The 16832-nt window shown below is 35.8% G+C and carries 9 protein-coding genes; 3 read left to right on the top strand and 6 right to left on the bottom strand.

The window, feature by feature from the left end; genetic code table 11:
* Window positions 1-36 precede the first annotated feature (36 nt).
* From AC1RNE_RS22220 to AC1RNE_RS22205, 4 genes are all read right to left on the bottom strand, one after another.
* Window positions 37-1107 carry an alkaline phosphatase gene (locus AC1RNE_RS22220; protein ID WP_492804291.1) on the bottom strand — a complete coding sequence of 357 codons (1071 nt, stop codon included), beginning with the start codon at window positions 1105-1107 and terminating at the stop codon, window positions 37-39.
* Window positions 1108-1346: 239 nt separating this feature from the next.
* A complete protein-coding gene (locus tag AC1RNE_RS22215) occupies window positions 1347-4505 on the bottom strand; it encodes an efflux RND transporter permease subunit (RefSeq protein WP_492804289.1) in 3159 nt (1052 codons plus the stop codon).
* A gap of 130 nt (window positions 4506-4635) precedes the next feature.
* Window positions 4636-5766, bottom strand: coding sequence for an efflux RND transporter periplasmic adaptor subunit (locus AC1RNE_RS22210; RefSeq protein ID WP_492804288.1), 1131 nt, complete (start codon window positions 5764-5766; stop codon window positions 4636-4638).
* 103 nt (window positions 5767-5869) lie between these two features.
* A complete protein-coding gene (locus AC1RNE_RS22205; protein ID WP_492804286.1) occupies window positions 5870-7237 on the bottom strand; it encodes a TolC family protein in 1368 nt (455 codons plus the stop codon).
* Window positions 7238-8172: 935 nt separating this feature from the next.
* On the opposite strand from AC1RNE_RS22205, the gene AC1RNE_RS22200 reads away from it, so the two are divergent.
* A complete protein-coding gene (locus AC1RNE_RS22200; RefSeq protein WP_492804284.1) occupies window positions 8173-9675 on the top strand; it encodes a malate:quinone oxidoreductase in 1503 nt (500 codons plus the stop codon).
* A 155-nt stretch (window positions 9676-9830) separates the two neighbouring features.
* Window positions 9831-10661: a ThuA domain-containing protein gene (locus tag AC1RNE_RS22195; RefSeq protein ID WP_492804282.1), complete on the top strand. Its 831-nt coding sequence runs from the start codon at window positions 9831-9833 to the stop codon at window positions 10659-10661.
* Between the two features lie 54 nt (window positions 10662-10715).
* Here the strand turns inward: AC1RNE_RS22195 and AC1RNE_RS22190 are convergent, their stop codons facing one another.
* Window positions 10716-11960, bottom strand: coding sequence for an MFS transporter (locus tag AC1RNE_RS22190; protein WP_492804280.1), 1245 nt, complete (start codon window positions 11958-11960; stop codon window positions 10716-10718).
* 551 nt (window positions 11961-12511) lie between these two features.
* Between AC1RNE_RS22190 and AC1RNE_RS22185 the strand changes: the two genes are divergently transcribed.
* Complete coding sequence (locus AC1RNE_RS22185; protein WP_492804279.1) at window positions 12512-16351, top strand: T9SS type A sorting domain-containing protein; 3840 nt, start codon at window positions 12512-12514, stop codon at window positions 16349-16351.
* Here the strand turns inward: AC1RNE_RS22185 and AC1RNE_RS22180 are convergent.
* Window positions 16348-16599, bottom strand: coding sequence for a hypothetical protein (locus AC1RNE_RS22180; protein ID WP_309923849.1), 252 nt, complete (start codon window positions 16597-16599; stop codon window positions 16348-16350). The genes AC1RNE_RS22185 and AC1RNE_RS22180 overlap by 4 nt on opposite strands.
* Window positions 16600-16832: the final 233 nt, after the last annotated feature.

Raw genomic sequence — 16832 nt, 5'->3', positions numbered from 1 at the left:
ATGGCCATTTTAAATTAAGATGACCATCCAAAAGAATTATTTCTTAAAATTGTAGGCATTCAACATTTTATCGAAAATCTGATTGTTGAAATAAATGCCAGAAAAAGCTTCTGCTCCTACTCCATAAGCATACACAGGAATCATTACGCCAGTATGACCTTTTGTAGTGAACTTTCCTTCAATATGCCCTTCTTTATCAGCATCAATCAATGAAAAACCTCCTGTTTCATGGTCGGCAGTGATGATTACTAGCGTGTTTCCATCTTTATCTGCAAAATCAAATGCCTCACCAATGGCTTTATCAAAATCAGTCATTTCATTGATAATATATTGAGTATCATTAGCATGTCCGCCCCAATCTATTTGTGAACCTTCAATCATTACAAAAAAGCCTTTCTTATTCTGCTTTAAAATATTCAATGCTGTTTTGGTAGATTTCAACAATTGTTCGCCTCTTCCTTCCGATATTTTCACTTGTTCTTCATCTGCTAAAAATCCTGCTAACTTTCCAGATTTTACTTTTTCTACATCTTCAATACTATTGGCTATCTGATAATTTCTAGCGCTCAAGCTATCGATTAAATTTCTACCGTCTTTACGTTTTGCAAAGTGATTTCTACCACCACCTACAAAAACATCAATATCTGTTTTCAAGAAATCATTCGCTATTTCTTCAACCATACTTCTAGAAGGCTGATGTGCAATAAACGAAGCGGGCGTAGCATGTGTAATAGAACAAGTGGCCAGTAATCCTGTTGCTAAACCATTCTTCTCGGCAATTTCCAAAATACTAGGTTGAGCTTGTTTCAGGCTATCTACTCCAATAGATCCATTGTATGATTTTTGTCCAATAGCCAATGCTGTTGCGCCTGCTCCTGAGTCGGTTACAAACTCATCTGTTGCTTGGTTTTTATGAAAGCCAATGTATTGACTTCTTTCGATATTCAAATGTCCCTTATTAGCCACAATACCCGCATAAACTTGTGCAGCCCCCATGCCATCACCAATTAATAAAATGATGTTTTTAGGATGTTTTAGCTGTTTTTTATTTTGTGAAAAGCTTGAAAAAGAGATAATTAGCAATAAAATACAAAAAATATTTCTCATGAAATTGAAGGATTAAGGTAGTGTTTATTATTCCGAAACCGTTGTCGATTTCTATTTAACAATGCGATAATAAACAATTCTAGATTCAAAAAATAAAGCTAACACAAAACATTATTAATTCTTAATAATGCTTTTATGTTAGCTTATCCATATTGAAGTGTAATTACCTTAAATTTATAGCTAAAATTCATAGGTGTACATTAAAACGCTTTAATGCACAACCATAAATCTTCACTCTTTTACTCTACTTCCACTTTTGGTGAAATTTCATGTTTTTTGTTTCCTCCTGCTATCTTTTCGATTAATACAAAGAGTACTGGTACAACGAAAATCGCTAAAGATGTTGCTGCCAACATACCCCCGAAAACTGTCCAGCCGATAGTTTTACGAGATTCTGCTGCCGCACCACTCGCAAAAGCCAAGGGTAAAACGCCAAGAATAAAGGCAAGGGATGTCATAATAATTGGACGTAAACGCAGTTGAACTGCTTCCAAAGTTGCTGGTATCAGCTCCATTCCCCTATCTACACGCTCTTTGGCAAACTCTACAATCAAGATGGCATTTTTTGCTGCCAGACCGATTAGTGTAATTAAACCAATCTGCGCATAAATGTTATTAGAAAGATTTGGCAACAATGTAAGTGTTAAGATTGACCCAAACGCCCCAATCGGTACGGCAAACAATACAGAAAAAGGAATAGACCAACTTTCGTATAAAGCCGCTAAGAACAAGAATACGAATACGATAGATATGGCAAAGATAGTCGTGGTACTATCGCCCGCTTTTAATTCCTCGCTACTCATTCCTGAGAATTCATATCCATATCCTGTAGGTAATGTGGTCGCTGCTACTTCTTTTAAAGCCGTAATGGCTTGTCCACTACTAAAGCCTGGTTTTGGTGAACCGTTGATTTCTATCGAACGATATACGTTATAGTGCGAAATTAAGGCAGCATTTTCTACTACTTTTGCTTTCACTAACGTTTTCAACGGCACCATGTTTCCTACATTGTTCCTTACATAAAACTGTTCAATTTTATCTAAAGATGAACGGTAGCTACTATCTGCCTGCACCATTACCCTAAAGTTTCTTCCATACAACGTAAAGTCGTTGATATAAGAACTACCCAATAGCGTAGAAAGTGTACCAAATACATCTGATACTTGTACCCCTTGCTTTTTGGCTTGTTCACGGTCAACATCTATCTGATAACTTGGTGTACGTGAGCTAAAGAAAGTAAATGCCATCCCAATTTCTGGACGTTGATTTACTGCTGCTAAGAACTTACGGGCTACTTTTTCAAACTGTTGTACATTATCTGGACTAGTAGTTTGCAATAATTCAAAGGTAAAACCAGCGGTTTGTCCTAATCCAGGAATTGCTGGCGGTGCAATTGCAAGGACTCTGGCTTCTTTAATATCAGCCGTACTCTTCTTAATTTTTTCAATCACCGCCTGAACGTGGTGTTCTTTTCCTTCTCTATCAGACCAAGGCTTTAGGTTAACAAAGAAAGTACCTACGTTGGTTTTGTTAGAGAAACTCACAATGTTTAAGCCTGAAATACCCCCTACTACTCTTACTTCTGGTAGCACCTCCAAACGCTTCATAATCGTTTGGAATAATGCTACGTTTCTGCTTGTTGAAGTTGCTTCAGGCATTTCATACGTTACGTACAAACGGCCTTCATCTTCAGTAGGAATAAACCCTGTTGGTTTAGACTTAAACAAGAACGTTAAACCAACAAACAAACAAATCATCATGATGATAACCATAGGCGTAGCCTTAATCCACTTAGCCACCCCTCTTGTATAAGCAAATGAAAGACTATCAAATTTGGTGTTAAACCATGCGAAGAATTTCTCTAAAACATTCTTTTTAGCATCTTTATCTTTCGATGGTTTTAGCATGATGGTACACAATGCTGGCGTTAATGAAAGCGCAACAAATGCCGAAAGAATTACAGAAACCGCAATTGTAATCGCAAATTGTTGGTATAGTCTACCTACAATCCCCGGCACAAAGCTTACTGGTACAAACACCGCCGCAAGGATTAATGCAATGGCAATTACTGGACCAGAGATATCCTTCATAGCCTTCACCGTAGCATCCTTGGGTGTCATATCATGTTCATCCATATTATGCTGTACGGCTTCTACTACCACAATGGCATCATCCACCACGATACCAATTGCCAATACAAAGGCAAATAACGTAAGCGTATTGATGGTAAAACCAAAAGGAATAAAGAAGATAAACGTCCCAATCAATGATACTGGAATAGCCAAAATAGGAATCAAGGTTGCTCTCCAGTTTTGAAGGAATAAGAATACTACCAGAATTACTAATATCAAGGCCTCTACCAAGGTATGTATTACTTCTTCAATTGATACTTTTACTACTGAAGCAGATTCTAAAGGCACCACATAGTCGATGTCTTTAGGGAAAGTCTTTTTCATTTCTTGTAATGCATTCATCACACCTTCATAAGTATTCAGTGCATTTCCTCCTGGTGCTAAATAGATGATTACGAATGCAGCAGGTTTACCAGAAACAAAAGCATTTAAACCATAGTCAAATCTTCCTAGTTCTACTCTTGCTACATCTTTCAAATATACAATACTACCATTAGCAGGTGATGTCCGTACAACGATGTTTTCAAACTGATCTTTTGTGTTTAAACGACTGTTTGTCAATACACTATATTCAAACGCCTGCGTTGAAGGTTGTGGATTTCCTCCTACTGTACCCGCCGCAATCTGAAGGTTTTGTTCTGCCAAAGCCGCTGTAATGTCGCTTGGCGTCATTCTCATAGCAGCCAATTTTTCAGGATTTAACCAGATTCTCATCCCAAAATCATCTGCTCTCGATACAATATCACCCACTCCTTTTACCCTTTGTAAGGCATCTTTTACGTAGATATTGGCAAAGTTTCCGATAAATTTTGCATCGTGTGTTCCATTGGGCGAATACAAAGCCAAGGCCATCATGATACTTGGGTTACGCTTACGAACCGTTAATCCCAAACGCTTAACAGCATCTGGTAAAGTTGGCTGCGCCACACTTACACGGTTTTGTACATCTAGTGCAGCAATGTTAACATCTGTACCAATGTCAAATGTTACGTTGATACTACTTTGTCCACTACTGGTACTGTTACTCGACATGTATGTCATACCCGGTGTACCATTAATTTGGGTTTCAATCGGCGTGGTAGTTGTTTGCTCTACCGTCTGGGCATCTGCTCCAGTAAAATTACCTGTTACAGTAACCGTTGGCGGAGTAATATCTGGATATTGTGAGATAGGCAATGTAGTCAAGGCAATAATTCCTACGATGACTAGCACCAACGAGGTAACAATTGCGGTGATTGGCCTTTTTATAAAAACATCTGCTATCATTTTTATGTCTTATTAAAATTGTATCTGTCAATAGTTGGAAGCTATCAACGTGATATTTATGATGTTAATTTGATGAGTTTAATACATGAGCCAACAATAACGTGAACTCATAAACACTAAGCTCATAAACTTATTTTTTAGCTGGAGGGGTTGCTCCTGGAGTCTCTGTGGTATAAACAGACCCTTCACGTAGGTTTTGAATCCCTTCGATAATGATTTTATCGCCTTCTTTCAAACCGTCTTTTACAATGATATTTGTCCCTAAAGCTGTCCCCAATTGTACTCTCTTTTGCGTTACCTTGCTACTATCACCCGGCACATATACAAAAAATTCACCCAATTGCTCTGAGATAGCTTTGTAAGGAATTACAACAGCTTTTTTAGAAGTACTCAATACCCTAACAGTACCCGTCATCCCTGAACGAAGTAGGTTTTTAGGATTCGGGAAAGCTAATCTCGTCTTTATCGTTCCAGTTTGTGGGTCAACGGCTCTATCCATCAAAAGAAGTTTTCCTGTATATGGATAAACGTCGCCACCAAAAGCAAGCGTAAAAGTTGAATCATTATTAGCTTTCCCTTTTTGGATTAAGTTGGTGAAGTAGTAAATATCTTTTTGATCAACATTAAAGTCAACCGCTAATTGATTATCAGTAGAAACTGTATTCAATATCGTTTGGCCTGCTGTTACAGCAGCACCTTTTTTCACTAATGAAATGCCGATGGCTCCGTCAAATGGGGCATATACTTTAGTATATCGCACATTGGTTTGCACACCCTTGATATTAGCTTTTGAAGCCTCAACTTGTTTTTTGGCTACTTCCAGTGCAGCATCTGCATTATCCACTAATTGCTTGGCAACGGCATCATTCTGAGCTAATTCATGATAACGATTAGCATCTTTTTGTGCTTTTACCAAATTAGCTTCCTGAACACTTAGGTTAGCCACTGCTTGGTCATAGTTAGCTTCATACAATTGTGTATCAATCGAATACAACAATTGACCTTTGCGTACTCTGGTACCATCACTAAAATGTACTCCTGTAATAAAACCGCTTACTTGTGGTCTTAATTCTACTACATCTAATGCTGTTACGGTTGCAGGATATTCATCATGATACGCAGCATCCATTACTTGTACGGTCTCAATCGTTACAGGAACCGCTGGAGGTGCTGGCATTTGTTGAGCTTTTTTATCACCGCATGAGCTTAATAAAAACAAAGTTGCAATGATTGAATATTGTGTTGATTTATTGGAAAACATGTTGGTTCTATTCGTTTAAGTTGTCTGTTATTTCCCTGCTGTGTTTAGCAGAAGTAAATGATTTAGTATTGAAATGATATATATGCTATCAAAACGTCAGCTATTAATAATTCAATTGACCTAATGCTTTTTGTACATCTACTTTGCTTGCTAGTACCAAATAAAGCGAGTTGTAATAATTAATTCTGGCTGTACGAAGGTCGGTTTCAGAAGTGATTACTTCTAAATAGGTTTTGATACCCGAACGATATTGCAGTTGAATCAAATCGTACACTTCTTTAGCAAGGTCCATGTTTTCTTTTTGTGAGAGAAACACGGCTAAGTTGCTTTTATAATTAGCTAACGCTTGTTGATATTCTGTATTTACGCTTAGTTTCAGATTCTTAACATCTAAGTCTACTCGCTTCAACTGCCATTCGGCCGAGTTGATATTGGCTTTACGTTTTCCTCCTTGAAAAATTGGTAACGAGAGCGTTAAAGCAGCAAATGAGTTAGGGTAGTTTTTTGAATACAAATCTGTAAAAGTGTTATTCAAGAAGTTAAGATTATAGGCTCCGTTGAAGGAAACAGAAGGTAAATAACTCCATTTATTATACTTCAATTCAGCTTCACGAAGATTTTTTAACGTAGCTAATTGTTTGTACTCAATGCGTGAGGTAAAATCTGACTGTTGTAAAGTATCAATCATAATATCTCTATCTACTTGTAGGGTATCATACACAATTACTAATTCTTCATTTTCAGGATAAGCCATCAGCGACTTCAAATTTTGTAATCTAGCCTTCAATAACTCTTCATTACTTTTTTTCAAAGCCAATGTATTGTTCAACGTAATGCTTACACGTTTGTAGTCTATTTTGTCGCTTGTTCCAGCAGTGTATTGATTTTTAGTATCTTTCAAGCTCCTCTGCAAACGGATAATATCTCCTTCTGTCACTTTAATTTGTTGCTTGGTTGCCAATACTGCATAAAATGCTTTTGAAACATTTGCCGCCAAATTAATCTTGGTATTTGTCGTAGCCTGACTTGCTTGCAAACGGACATCATTTTGACTTTTATTCGCTAAAAGGGCATCTCGGTTAAAGATGTTCTGTGAAACAGAAAACTGCGCAGCCGAAGTATTATCAACCCCTAGTTTTACAGGATTGCCCCCGATGATACTTGTTTGAACCAAAAAGTTATGCTGTAAATTGTAGTTAAAGTTAATCTGCGGATACCAGTCAGCCAATTTACTCTTTATCGTATTTTCAACGATTCGTTGGTCGATAAATGACTGTTGAATTTGTGGGTGATTCTTAATCGCATATTGAACGACATTTTCGAGTGTTGCATCTTCTAGTTTAGAAGCCGTTTCTGTTTTGCTAGACAGATTTTCTTGAACAACCGTTTGAGCATATAGTTTCGAGGGAATTTTTAAAACCAATAACGTTGTCAAGAACATTATCGGTAGTATTTTTCTAGTCTGGTACATGAACATTGATAGGTAAAATTGATCGTTTTGAGTAAATATTAATGCATTTTGTATGTTATTTGGATATTAACATGACTTTATAACCTATAAAAAATGATATTCGTTCACGATTTCAAAAAAATAGACAACAAAATTGACTATTTTTTTGAAAATAGGACTATCCCATTTTTATTTTAAATATTTTTTCAATAAATAACCCTTTAATTCTAAATACTTATGCTATTCTTAGCTAAGATTGTGCTTCTTTATTTTCTTAATAAGGTGTTTATTTCCAATAAATAGAAGTTTTATTGAGCATTAATTAACAGGATAAGCATTTTCAGAAAATCAAAGGGTTGTAATAATACAGCTCTCTCTACAAGCATTTTACATTGAAATAAATTGATTATATCAAGGAACAAAGTTCGCTCAATAATCGAAACTAAACGTTATACATATTACTGGAATTCCTACCTATATTCCTGATACTGTTACGTTTTGGCAAATACTTACCCATATTAGGAAAGGGAGTATAGTATTGAATAAATTATACCTTTAGAAGCATACTAAACTTAACCATGAGCCTGCTAGCAAGTCATTTTGATAAAATTGGAACATTTACTAAATGATTAAATTTTCACATCATTCGGCTTAATTGCTGATTCACAATGACCTAAACATACTTAAATCTTGTTCCTTCTATTTTTCTTCAAAATAAAATTTCCATAAAATCTTTTCATACCTCTTTGAAGTTTTTGCGCATATTATAGATTAATTCCAATGAGTAATTGGACATAACTTATAAGATTACCCCTAGTAGTTTGTTTAGGATATTTGAGGTAATAACTTTGTTTGATGAACTAAATATTGGATAAATCCTATTATGAATATCCAATTTTCAAACTGATAAAATTCATTTTTTCTTTTTTTCGAGTTGTCCAAAAATTAATTGATTTATGAATAGTACAAATAGTAATTCAGACAAGGTTCTTGATATAGTTTTGATTGGTGCAGGAATTATGAGTGCCACTTTAGGTGCCTTACTCAAAGAACTACAACCAGATTTAAGTATAGAAGTTTTTGAACGCCTAGACATTGCTGCAGCCGAAAGTTCGGATGCTTGGAATAATGCTGGCACAGGCCATTCGGCTTTTTGTGAATTAAATTATACGCCTCAACTTCCTGATGGGTCTGTCGAGATTTCAAAGGCAATTTCTATTGCAGAATCATTTGAAGTATCCAAGCAGTTTTGGTCATACCTTGTACAAAAAAATAAAGATGTGTCGCCAGATACTTTTATCAAAAGTACACCACACATGAGCTTTGTTTGGGGAGAAAAAAATGTAGAATATCTTCGTAAGCGTTATGAACGTCTGCAAGAATCGCATTTATTCAACGGAATGGTATATTCTGAAGACCGTCAGCAAATTAGCGAATGGATACCTTTAGTAATGGAAGGCCGAGATCCTGCGGAAAAAGTAGCGGCTACTCGAATGGATTTAGGAACGGATGTCAACTTTGGAGCTTTAACCAGAATTATGTTTGAAGATTTACAGCATGACCAAAATGTATCTATTCATTTCAATCATGAAGTAAAGAAATTGAAGAAAAAAGATGGCTTCTGGAAAATAAAAGTAAAGGATTTAACAACGGGTGATAAAAGAGTAATTAGGGCCAAATTTGTATTTATTGGTGCGGGCGGTGGTTCGCTTCCTTTATTAGAGAAAGCGGCTATTCCTGAAGGAAATGGTTTTGGAGGTTTTCCCGTAAGTGGACAGTGGTTGAAATGTGTAAATCCAGAAGTTATTGAACGTCATAATGCGAAGGTATATGGAAAAGCTGCCGTTGGATCACCTCCAATGTCGGTACCTCACTTAGATACACGCATGATTGATGGTAAAAAAGCATTACTTTTTGGCCCTTATGCTGGCTTCTCTACGAGATTCTTGAAAAATGGTTCTTTGTTAGATTTACCATTATCTATCAAACCCAATAATATTGTTCCGATGATTTCGGCAGGTTTAGATAATATTCCACTGACAAAATACTTAATCGACCAAGTTCGCCAATCTCCAGAAGACCGTCTGGAAGCATTAAAAGACTATCTACCTAATGCTAAAATGGAAGATTGGGAATTGGAAACGGCTGGACAGCGTGTACAAGTAATTAAGAAAGACCCAAAACATGGAGGAATCTTAGAATTTGGAACAGAAGTAGTTAGCGCTGCTGATGGCTCTATTGCCGCTTTGTTAGGAGCATCTCCGGGAGCATCAACGGCAGTTTCTATCATGCTTACTTTATTAGAGCGTTGCTACCCTGAGCAATTAAGTACGCCAGCATGGCAAGCAAAATTAAAAGAAATGATTCCTTCATTTGGTGAATCGCTGAGCAAAAACGTTGAACTAAGTGAAAGCGTAAGAGAGCATACAGCAGAAACCTTACAGTTAATAAACGAATAATTATTCCAATATGAAAATCCATCAGAGATATATCTCTGGTGGATTTTTTGCTTCAAGTCTCCTGTTTAATAAAACAATACCAATTAAAAGAGGATAGAAAAAAGATGAGTATATACTTAAATTTAGCCTAACTAAATTTATACTTAACTATATCCATGATTCAGCGCAGACTATTATTAATTACCTGCTTGTTTTGCTATATGATAGCTTCTTTTGAAAGCAATGCACAAAAACGCTCTTCAAGTTTCAAAGTAATAGGCTTTTATACAGCCAAAAATGACCAAGCACATATTAGCTATGTTCACGAGGCTAATAAATGGTTTGTTAAAATGGCCGAAGAGCATCATTTTGTTTATGACTCTACCAATAATTGGCAAAATCTTAACCTTGATTTCCTTTCACAATATCAAGTCGTGTTATTTTTAGACACTCGTCCCGAAGCACCAGAACAACGAATCGCTTTTCAGCAATATATGGAAAAAGGTGGTGCATGGATGGGCTTTCACTTCGCAGGTTTTGCGCTTAATAATTCAACCTATCCGCAAAATTGGGATTGGTATCACGAACAGTTTTTAGGGTCAGGTGAATACAAAAGCAATACTTGGCGACCAACGTCGGCAGTATTGAGCATTGAAAATCCTAAACATCCTGCTGTTAAACATTTACCAAAAGCGTTCAGCTCTGCTCCTAATGAATGGTATAGATGGACAAACGATTTAAGAAAAAATGCCAACATTGAAGTACTCCTTTCTATTCATCCTAGTAGTTTCCCTTTAGGCACAGGCCCTAAAGCACATGAGATTTGGCATAGTGGTGATTATCCTGTGGCGTGGACAAACAAAAACTATAAAATGCTTTATGTCAATATGGGTCATAATGATATCGATTATGAGCATAAAACGAATAAAGATTTATCAAATACCTTTCAAAATAAAACACAAAGCCAATTTATACTAGATGCTCTTTTGTGGTTGGGCAGAAAATAAAAAATCCCAAATGGTCATGATGACCATTTGGGAAATATTTATTAAAATCAGCTTTTAATCTTCTTCTAAATAATCCAAATCTTTCCCATGGGTTTCAGGAATGGTTAAAATAGAATAGAATGCTAGGGTAAAACAAATTACGCCAACAATAGCGGCGGCATGAAATACTCCTATTCCTTCTTTCAAATTTGCATAAAGTAAGGTCATTCCGATTACTGTTCCGCGTACCATATTCGGAACAGTAGTAGCGGCTGTTGCTCTAAGATTTGTTCCAAATTGTTCTGCACCGATAGTAACGAACATCGCCCAGTATCCTACTGAAAAACCCATACAAATACATAATATATATAACCCAGATGCTGTAGAAATACCCGCATAAAGGAAGATAATGCTACAAATCAATGAAAGGACCAAAAGAATGGTAACGGCTTTCTTTCTAGATTGTAACACTTGGCTTATTACACCGCTAGATAAGTCACCTATGGCAAGCCCTACATAGCAAAACATAATAGCTTTCCCTGGTTCAATGTTTTCTGGAATACCCAATTTCTTGCCAAATTCATTGGCGAATGTTGCCAAAATACCTATTACAAACCATGTGGGCATACCTATAGCAATACATTTTAAGTATCGTTTTAATCTATCAGCATTTGTAAAGAGAGCAAAGAAATTGCCTTTGCTGACATGTTTTTGCTTCTTAGCATTTTCAAACATACCCGATTCAAAAACGCTTATTCTCATCAATAAAAGGATAATTCCTAATCCACCGCCAATAAAGTAAGCATTGCGCCATCCCCCAAATTGTGTTACAGTAAAATAAGCAGCTACGGCTCCGAATAAACCAACACCAGCGACTAAAGAAGAGCCTAATGCTCTTAACTCTTTAGGCAATACCTCAGAAACTAATGTAATCCCTGCTCCTAATTCTCCTGCTAAACCTACGCCCGCTACAAATCTTAGAATAGCATAAGTAGTAGGGTCTTGAATAAACCCACACGCGATATTAGCAATAGAATAAGTAATGATTGACCCAAATAGTACAGACAACCTCCCTCTTTTATCGCCTAAAACGCCCCATAAAATTCCGCCAATTAATAATCCGCCCATTTGCCAATTAAGGATATCTTTTCCGACCGACGATATTTCTTCTTCATTCAATCCTAAGTCGCGTAAACTTGAAACCCGAACAATGCCGAATAGCAGAAGATCATAGATATCTACAAAATAGCCTAGAGAGGCTACAATCACTGGAATACTTAAAAGATGCTGTAAGGGAGTTTTTGAAAGCGTGGTAGTCATATTCAATTTGTTAAAAACGGGTTTGTTACAAAAATCGTAAGGAAAAAGAATCAATCCTATTTTATTTTCAAGATTTATAGCACTAGTAAGTCTTTATATATGATTTTAATCAGATTTAGTTTAAGACAATATCATAGTCTTCTATAATCTTTCTATAGTACTATTGTAAAGACAATTTATAATAAGTGTTTTTTTGTTACTCTTTTCAATGAATTTGCGACTAACACCTTTGAAATCTCGTATGTATTTTTGAAAGTAGTTTTTTTAGCAAAATTTTCTAAAAAATAGAGATTAGAAGAATAAAGGTTATGAAAATAACTATAATTAAGCTCAGCGTTAAGAAATCATTTTTTTTAGCCCTTAAAATACACTTTTTGTTAAAAATTTTAATATTTTTTTACGAATTTTATAAAAATTGCAAACTTAATTTCTTAACTTGGAATAATAAATTCTTCATTTGCTTCAAAAGGGCAAACAATAGTTATAAATATTATTGAATTTATCTTATTTTTTCTTTTTTTATTCACTCCATTTTTAACCGCCAATAAACAATGGAAAGACGCTTACTTTTACTTGTGCTATTTTTAATAGCACCATTTGCTGTTTTTTGCCAAAGCCCTGAACGCATTAAAATTTCTTCTATCACTGCTAGTGAAAACACAGGTCAAGATTTTAGCCCTTGGTTGAATGACGATTTAAACAATCTTGTTGAATTTGTTTGGTCTGGTAATTTCAAATGGGTAGATGTTACCTTGAAATTAGAAAAACGCAGTAAAATCACTAAAGTTTCTTTATTCGACCACCAAGGTTCATTCGAAGATACTCCTGTTTCTGTTTATGCTTTAGACGGAACTACTAAAACTTTATTGGGAACATTCAATGGAACTTCCTATATGTCTTTTGTGGATATTGTAGTAAAAACCCCATTAGATGCTGATGCTATTATCATTCACAAATATGCTAATGCTATTCCGCAAAAAGTACAGATATATGGTACTGCGGCTACTACAGCAGCAGCTAAACCAGCAGAGCCAGTAGTTACAACGCCTGAACCAGTGGTTGTAGTAACGCCTACGCCAGCTCCTGTTGTTTCTACAGTTGCTATTCCTGAGCGTCTTAAAATTTCTTCTATTACTCCTAGCGAAAACACAGGTCAAGATTATACTCCTTGGTTGAATGATGACTTAAATAACCTTGTTGAATTTGTTTGGTCTGGTAATTTCAAATGGGTAGATGTTACCTTGAAATTAGAAAAACGCAGTAAAATCACTAAAGTTTCTTTATTCGACCACCAAGGTTCATTCGAAGATACTCCCGTTTCTGTTTATGCTTTAGACGGAACTACTAAAACTTTATTGGGAACATTTAATGGAACTGCTTATATGTCTTTTGTAGACATCGTGGTAAGTACTCCATTAGATGCTGATGCTATCATCATTCACAAATATGCTAATGCTATTCCACAAAAAGTACAGGTATATGGTATTCCTACTACTACGCCAGCTACTAAACCAGAAGAGCCAGTAATTACAACGCCTGATCCTGTAGTTGTAGTAACACCACCTACGCCTATTGTAGAAACGCCTGTAACTGTTGCGCCAGACCGTATTAAAATTGCTAAAATTTCAGCTAGCGAAAACACAGGTCAAGACTATACTCCTTGGTTGAATGATGATTTGAACAGCTTGGTTGAATATGCTTGGACTGGCAACTCTAAATGGGTTGACGTAAGATTGACTTTTGAAAAACGCAGTAAAATCACTAAAGTTTCTTTGTATGACTATGAAGGTACTTTCGCTGATAATCCTGTTTCGGTATATGCTTTAGATGGTGCTAATAAAATTTTCTTAGGTTTGTTTGAAGGCCTTGCTTACAAAACATTTGTAGATATTATTGTAGCTACTCCTTTTGATGCAGATGCTATCGTAATTCATAAATTTGCGAACAACATTCCTCAAAAAGTACAGGTTTTTGGCTTAGAAGCTACTACAGTTTCTACTGGCTTAGTTGAGGATAGCCCAGTTGTTACTACTCCAACACCCCCTACGCCTGTAGTAGTAGTACCTCCAGCACCAGTAATTGCTGGCACTAAAATAGAAATTAACCCAAAAAGATGGTATCAATTAAATAATAATAGTAATGGATTAGACGAACTTTTTGATGGTAATGTAGATGCTTCTGTTAATACAGGATGGGGCAAATTATTAGATAACTATGATGCTTATTACCCTCTTCTTGATGACGAGCAAATGACATTGCAAAGCATTCGTTTTTATGACGGACAAGGTATATTCCACGACAAGCCTATGACGCTTTCTGTGATTACTGATACTTGGGAGAGAATTCAGATTGCTAAATTCACAGGAGACTTATACAATACTTGGGTTGGTCCAGATGCTCTTAACCCAAATACATTTTCTTTGAGCAATATCCCTGCAGGTAAAATCAGATATTTGGTAATCAATACCTACGGTAATTTACCAACAGAAATGGAGTTGTATGGAACACATGTACCAAGTAAAAAAGCTGTTACAGCAGCTCCTTTGAAAGCTATCAAAATGAAAGATGGTTTTGGCGTAAATGGTTTTGAATGGGACTTCTTTGATCCATATCATCCAGATTATGTTGATGAAACAAAGTTTAAAGCTGTTAAATCATTCTCAGGATTCCGTCACTACATAGATTGGGATAAGCTTGAGTTCAGTGAAAACAAATATACATTCAATCCAACATATAGTGGTGGTTGGAATTATGATGCAATTTATGAACGTTGTAAAACTGAAGGTATTGAAGTATTAGCTTGTATTCAAGTGGCTTCAACTTGGTTGGTTAAAACATATCCTGAAAGTATCCAAGATTATAACGTTATTCCTGTAAAATACGGAAAGTCTATTACAGAGCCTGCTTCTTATATTGAACAAGCTAGAGTAGCATTTCAATATGCTGCCCGTTATGGAAGTAATAAAAATGTTGATAGATCTCTTTTAAGTGTTTATGACAAACCAAGATGGACTTTTGACAACATCAATACTGTAAAAGTAGGCTTAGGTGTAGTAAAATACATGGAATGTGGCAATGAGCGCGACAAATGGTGGAAAGGCAGAGGTGCTTATCAAACTGCTCGTGAACACGCTGCTAATTTATCTGCTTTTTATGATGGACATAAAAACACAATGGGCCCTGGCGTTGGTGTAAAAAATGCTGACCCTACTATGAAAGTGGTAATGGCTGGTTTAGCATTCGCAAAAACTGACTATGTAAGAGGTATGATTGACTGGTGTAAAGAGTTCAGAGGTTATAATGCTGATGGAACTGTTAATTTATGCTGGGACATAATCAACTACCACCAATATTCTGATAATTCGGGTTCTAAACAAGATGGTACATCATCTCGTGGTGCTGCTCCAGAAGTATCAGAAGCTGCAAAAACAGCAAAAGAGTTTGTGCAAATGGCTCATGATTATGCGAATGATATGCCTGTTTGGATTACAGAATTAGGCTTTGACCTTAACCAAGGAAGCCCATTAAAAGCAATTCCGATTGGTAATAAAAGCGAATATATTACTCAGGCAGACTGGGGTTTAAGATCATCTTTGATGTATAACCGTTTAGGCGTTGAAAAATCTTTCTTTTATGAAATATATGACGACAACTTTGAAAACCCTATTCAATTTGGTTCATCTGGTTTAATTGGTCCAAATCAAAAACGCAGACCAATCGCAGATTACCTTTATCAAACAAACAAATTAATGGGTAACTATGTGTACAAAGAAACTATCTCGCAAGACCCAATCGTAGATCGTTACGAGTACAATGGTAAATCTGCTTATGTTTTGTTTATCGCTGACGAGAAAGGACGTACTGCAGATTATACTTTAAACCTTGGTAATGTTTCAAAAGCAAATTTATATAACTTAAAAGTAGGTGCAGATTCAATGAGTGTTTCAGCTTTGGCTGCAAATGGCGGAAAATTCACATTAAATGTTACTGAAACGCCTATCTTCTTGATTCCAACAGAGACAGCCTCTACAAATCAAGCTGGTAGTGTAAAACCAACAAGTAATTTAATTCCAACAACGGAAATGAATAGCCGTATTGCGGTTAGTGAAAAATCAGGTCCTGAAACACCATTGTTAGGTTCATTAAATACATATCCAAATCCAACTACTGATTATGTATTATTGACGCTAGATAATGAAAGTACTGAAAACCTTGAAGTAAGAATTAGTGACTTAACATTCGGCAGAGTGATGTTACAAAATGTATTCGAAAAATCTGGAAGCAAATTTTCTGAAAAATTAGACATCAGAAACTTGCCTGCTGGAAACTACGTGATAGAAGTAATTCAAGGGAAAGAACAAATGGTTAAGAAAATTGTAAAGGCGGGTTAGAACAAGCTTAGCTGTCCTAAAATCTTTTTAGTGGCAGCTAAGTATGGTTTTCTTTTCCCAGAAATTATCAATTTAACATCTGTTCTGAAAACTGTACCAACTTGCATTTGATTTCGTTGTTTCCTAGAGCAGCTAACCCACAAAACAGGCACCTTCTGCCCCTCTGTTGGACGAACCCTGATTCTCTTACTTTTGGCGTCGTAAGTAGTTGAAAGGTATACATTGGTAAAATAAATTGATTCGGCCATAACTGTTTAGTATATAAGCGATTACAATTTAACAAAAAACATTCATATTCAGTAAAAGAAGACTTCTAATTAATTAGGAGTCTTCTTTTGTTTTAAACCCACATTATACTTTGACAAAACTTTAAAATGCTGTTATCTACTATTTTAAGTATTTTATCTACTTTAAAAGAAGTAATATTTTACTTTTAAATATTTTTAATATTATATTTTTTATTGATAAAATTCTATAATTT

The sequence above is a fragment of the Arcicella sp. GW822-FHT02H01 genome (assembly GCF_058802005.1).
Note: the sequence above shows the minus strand (reverse complement) of the source record. Positions and strands in the feature narration are given on the sequence as shown.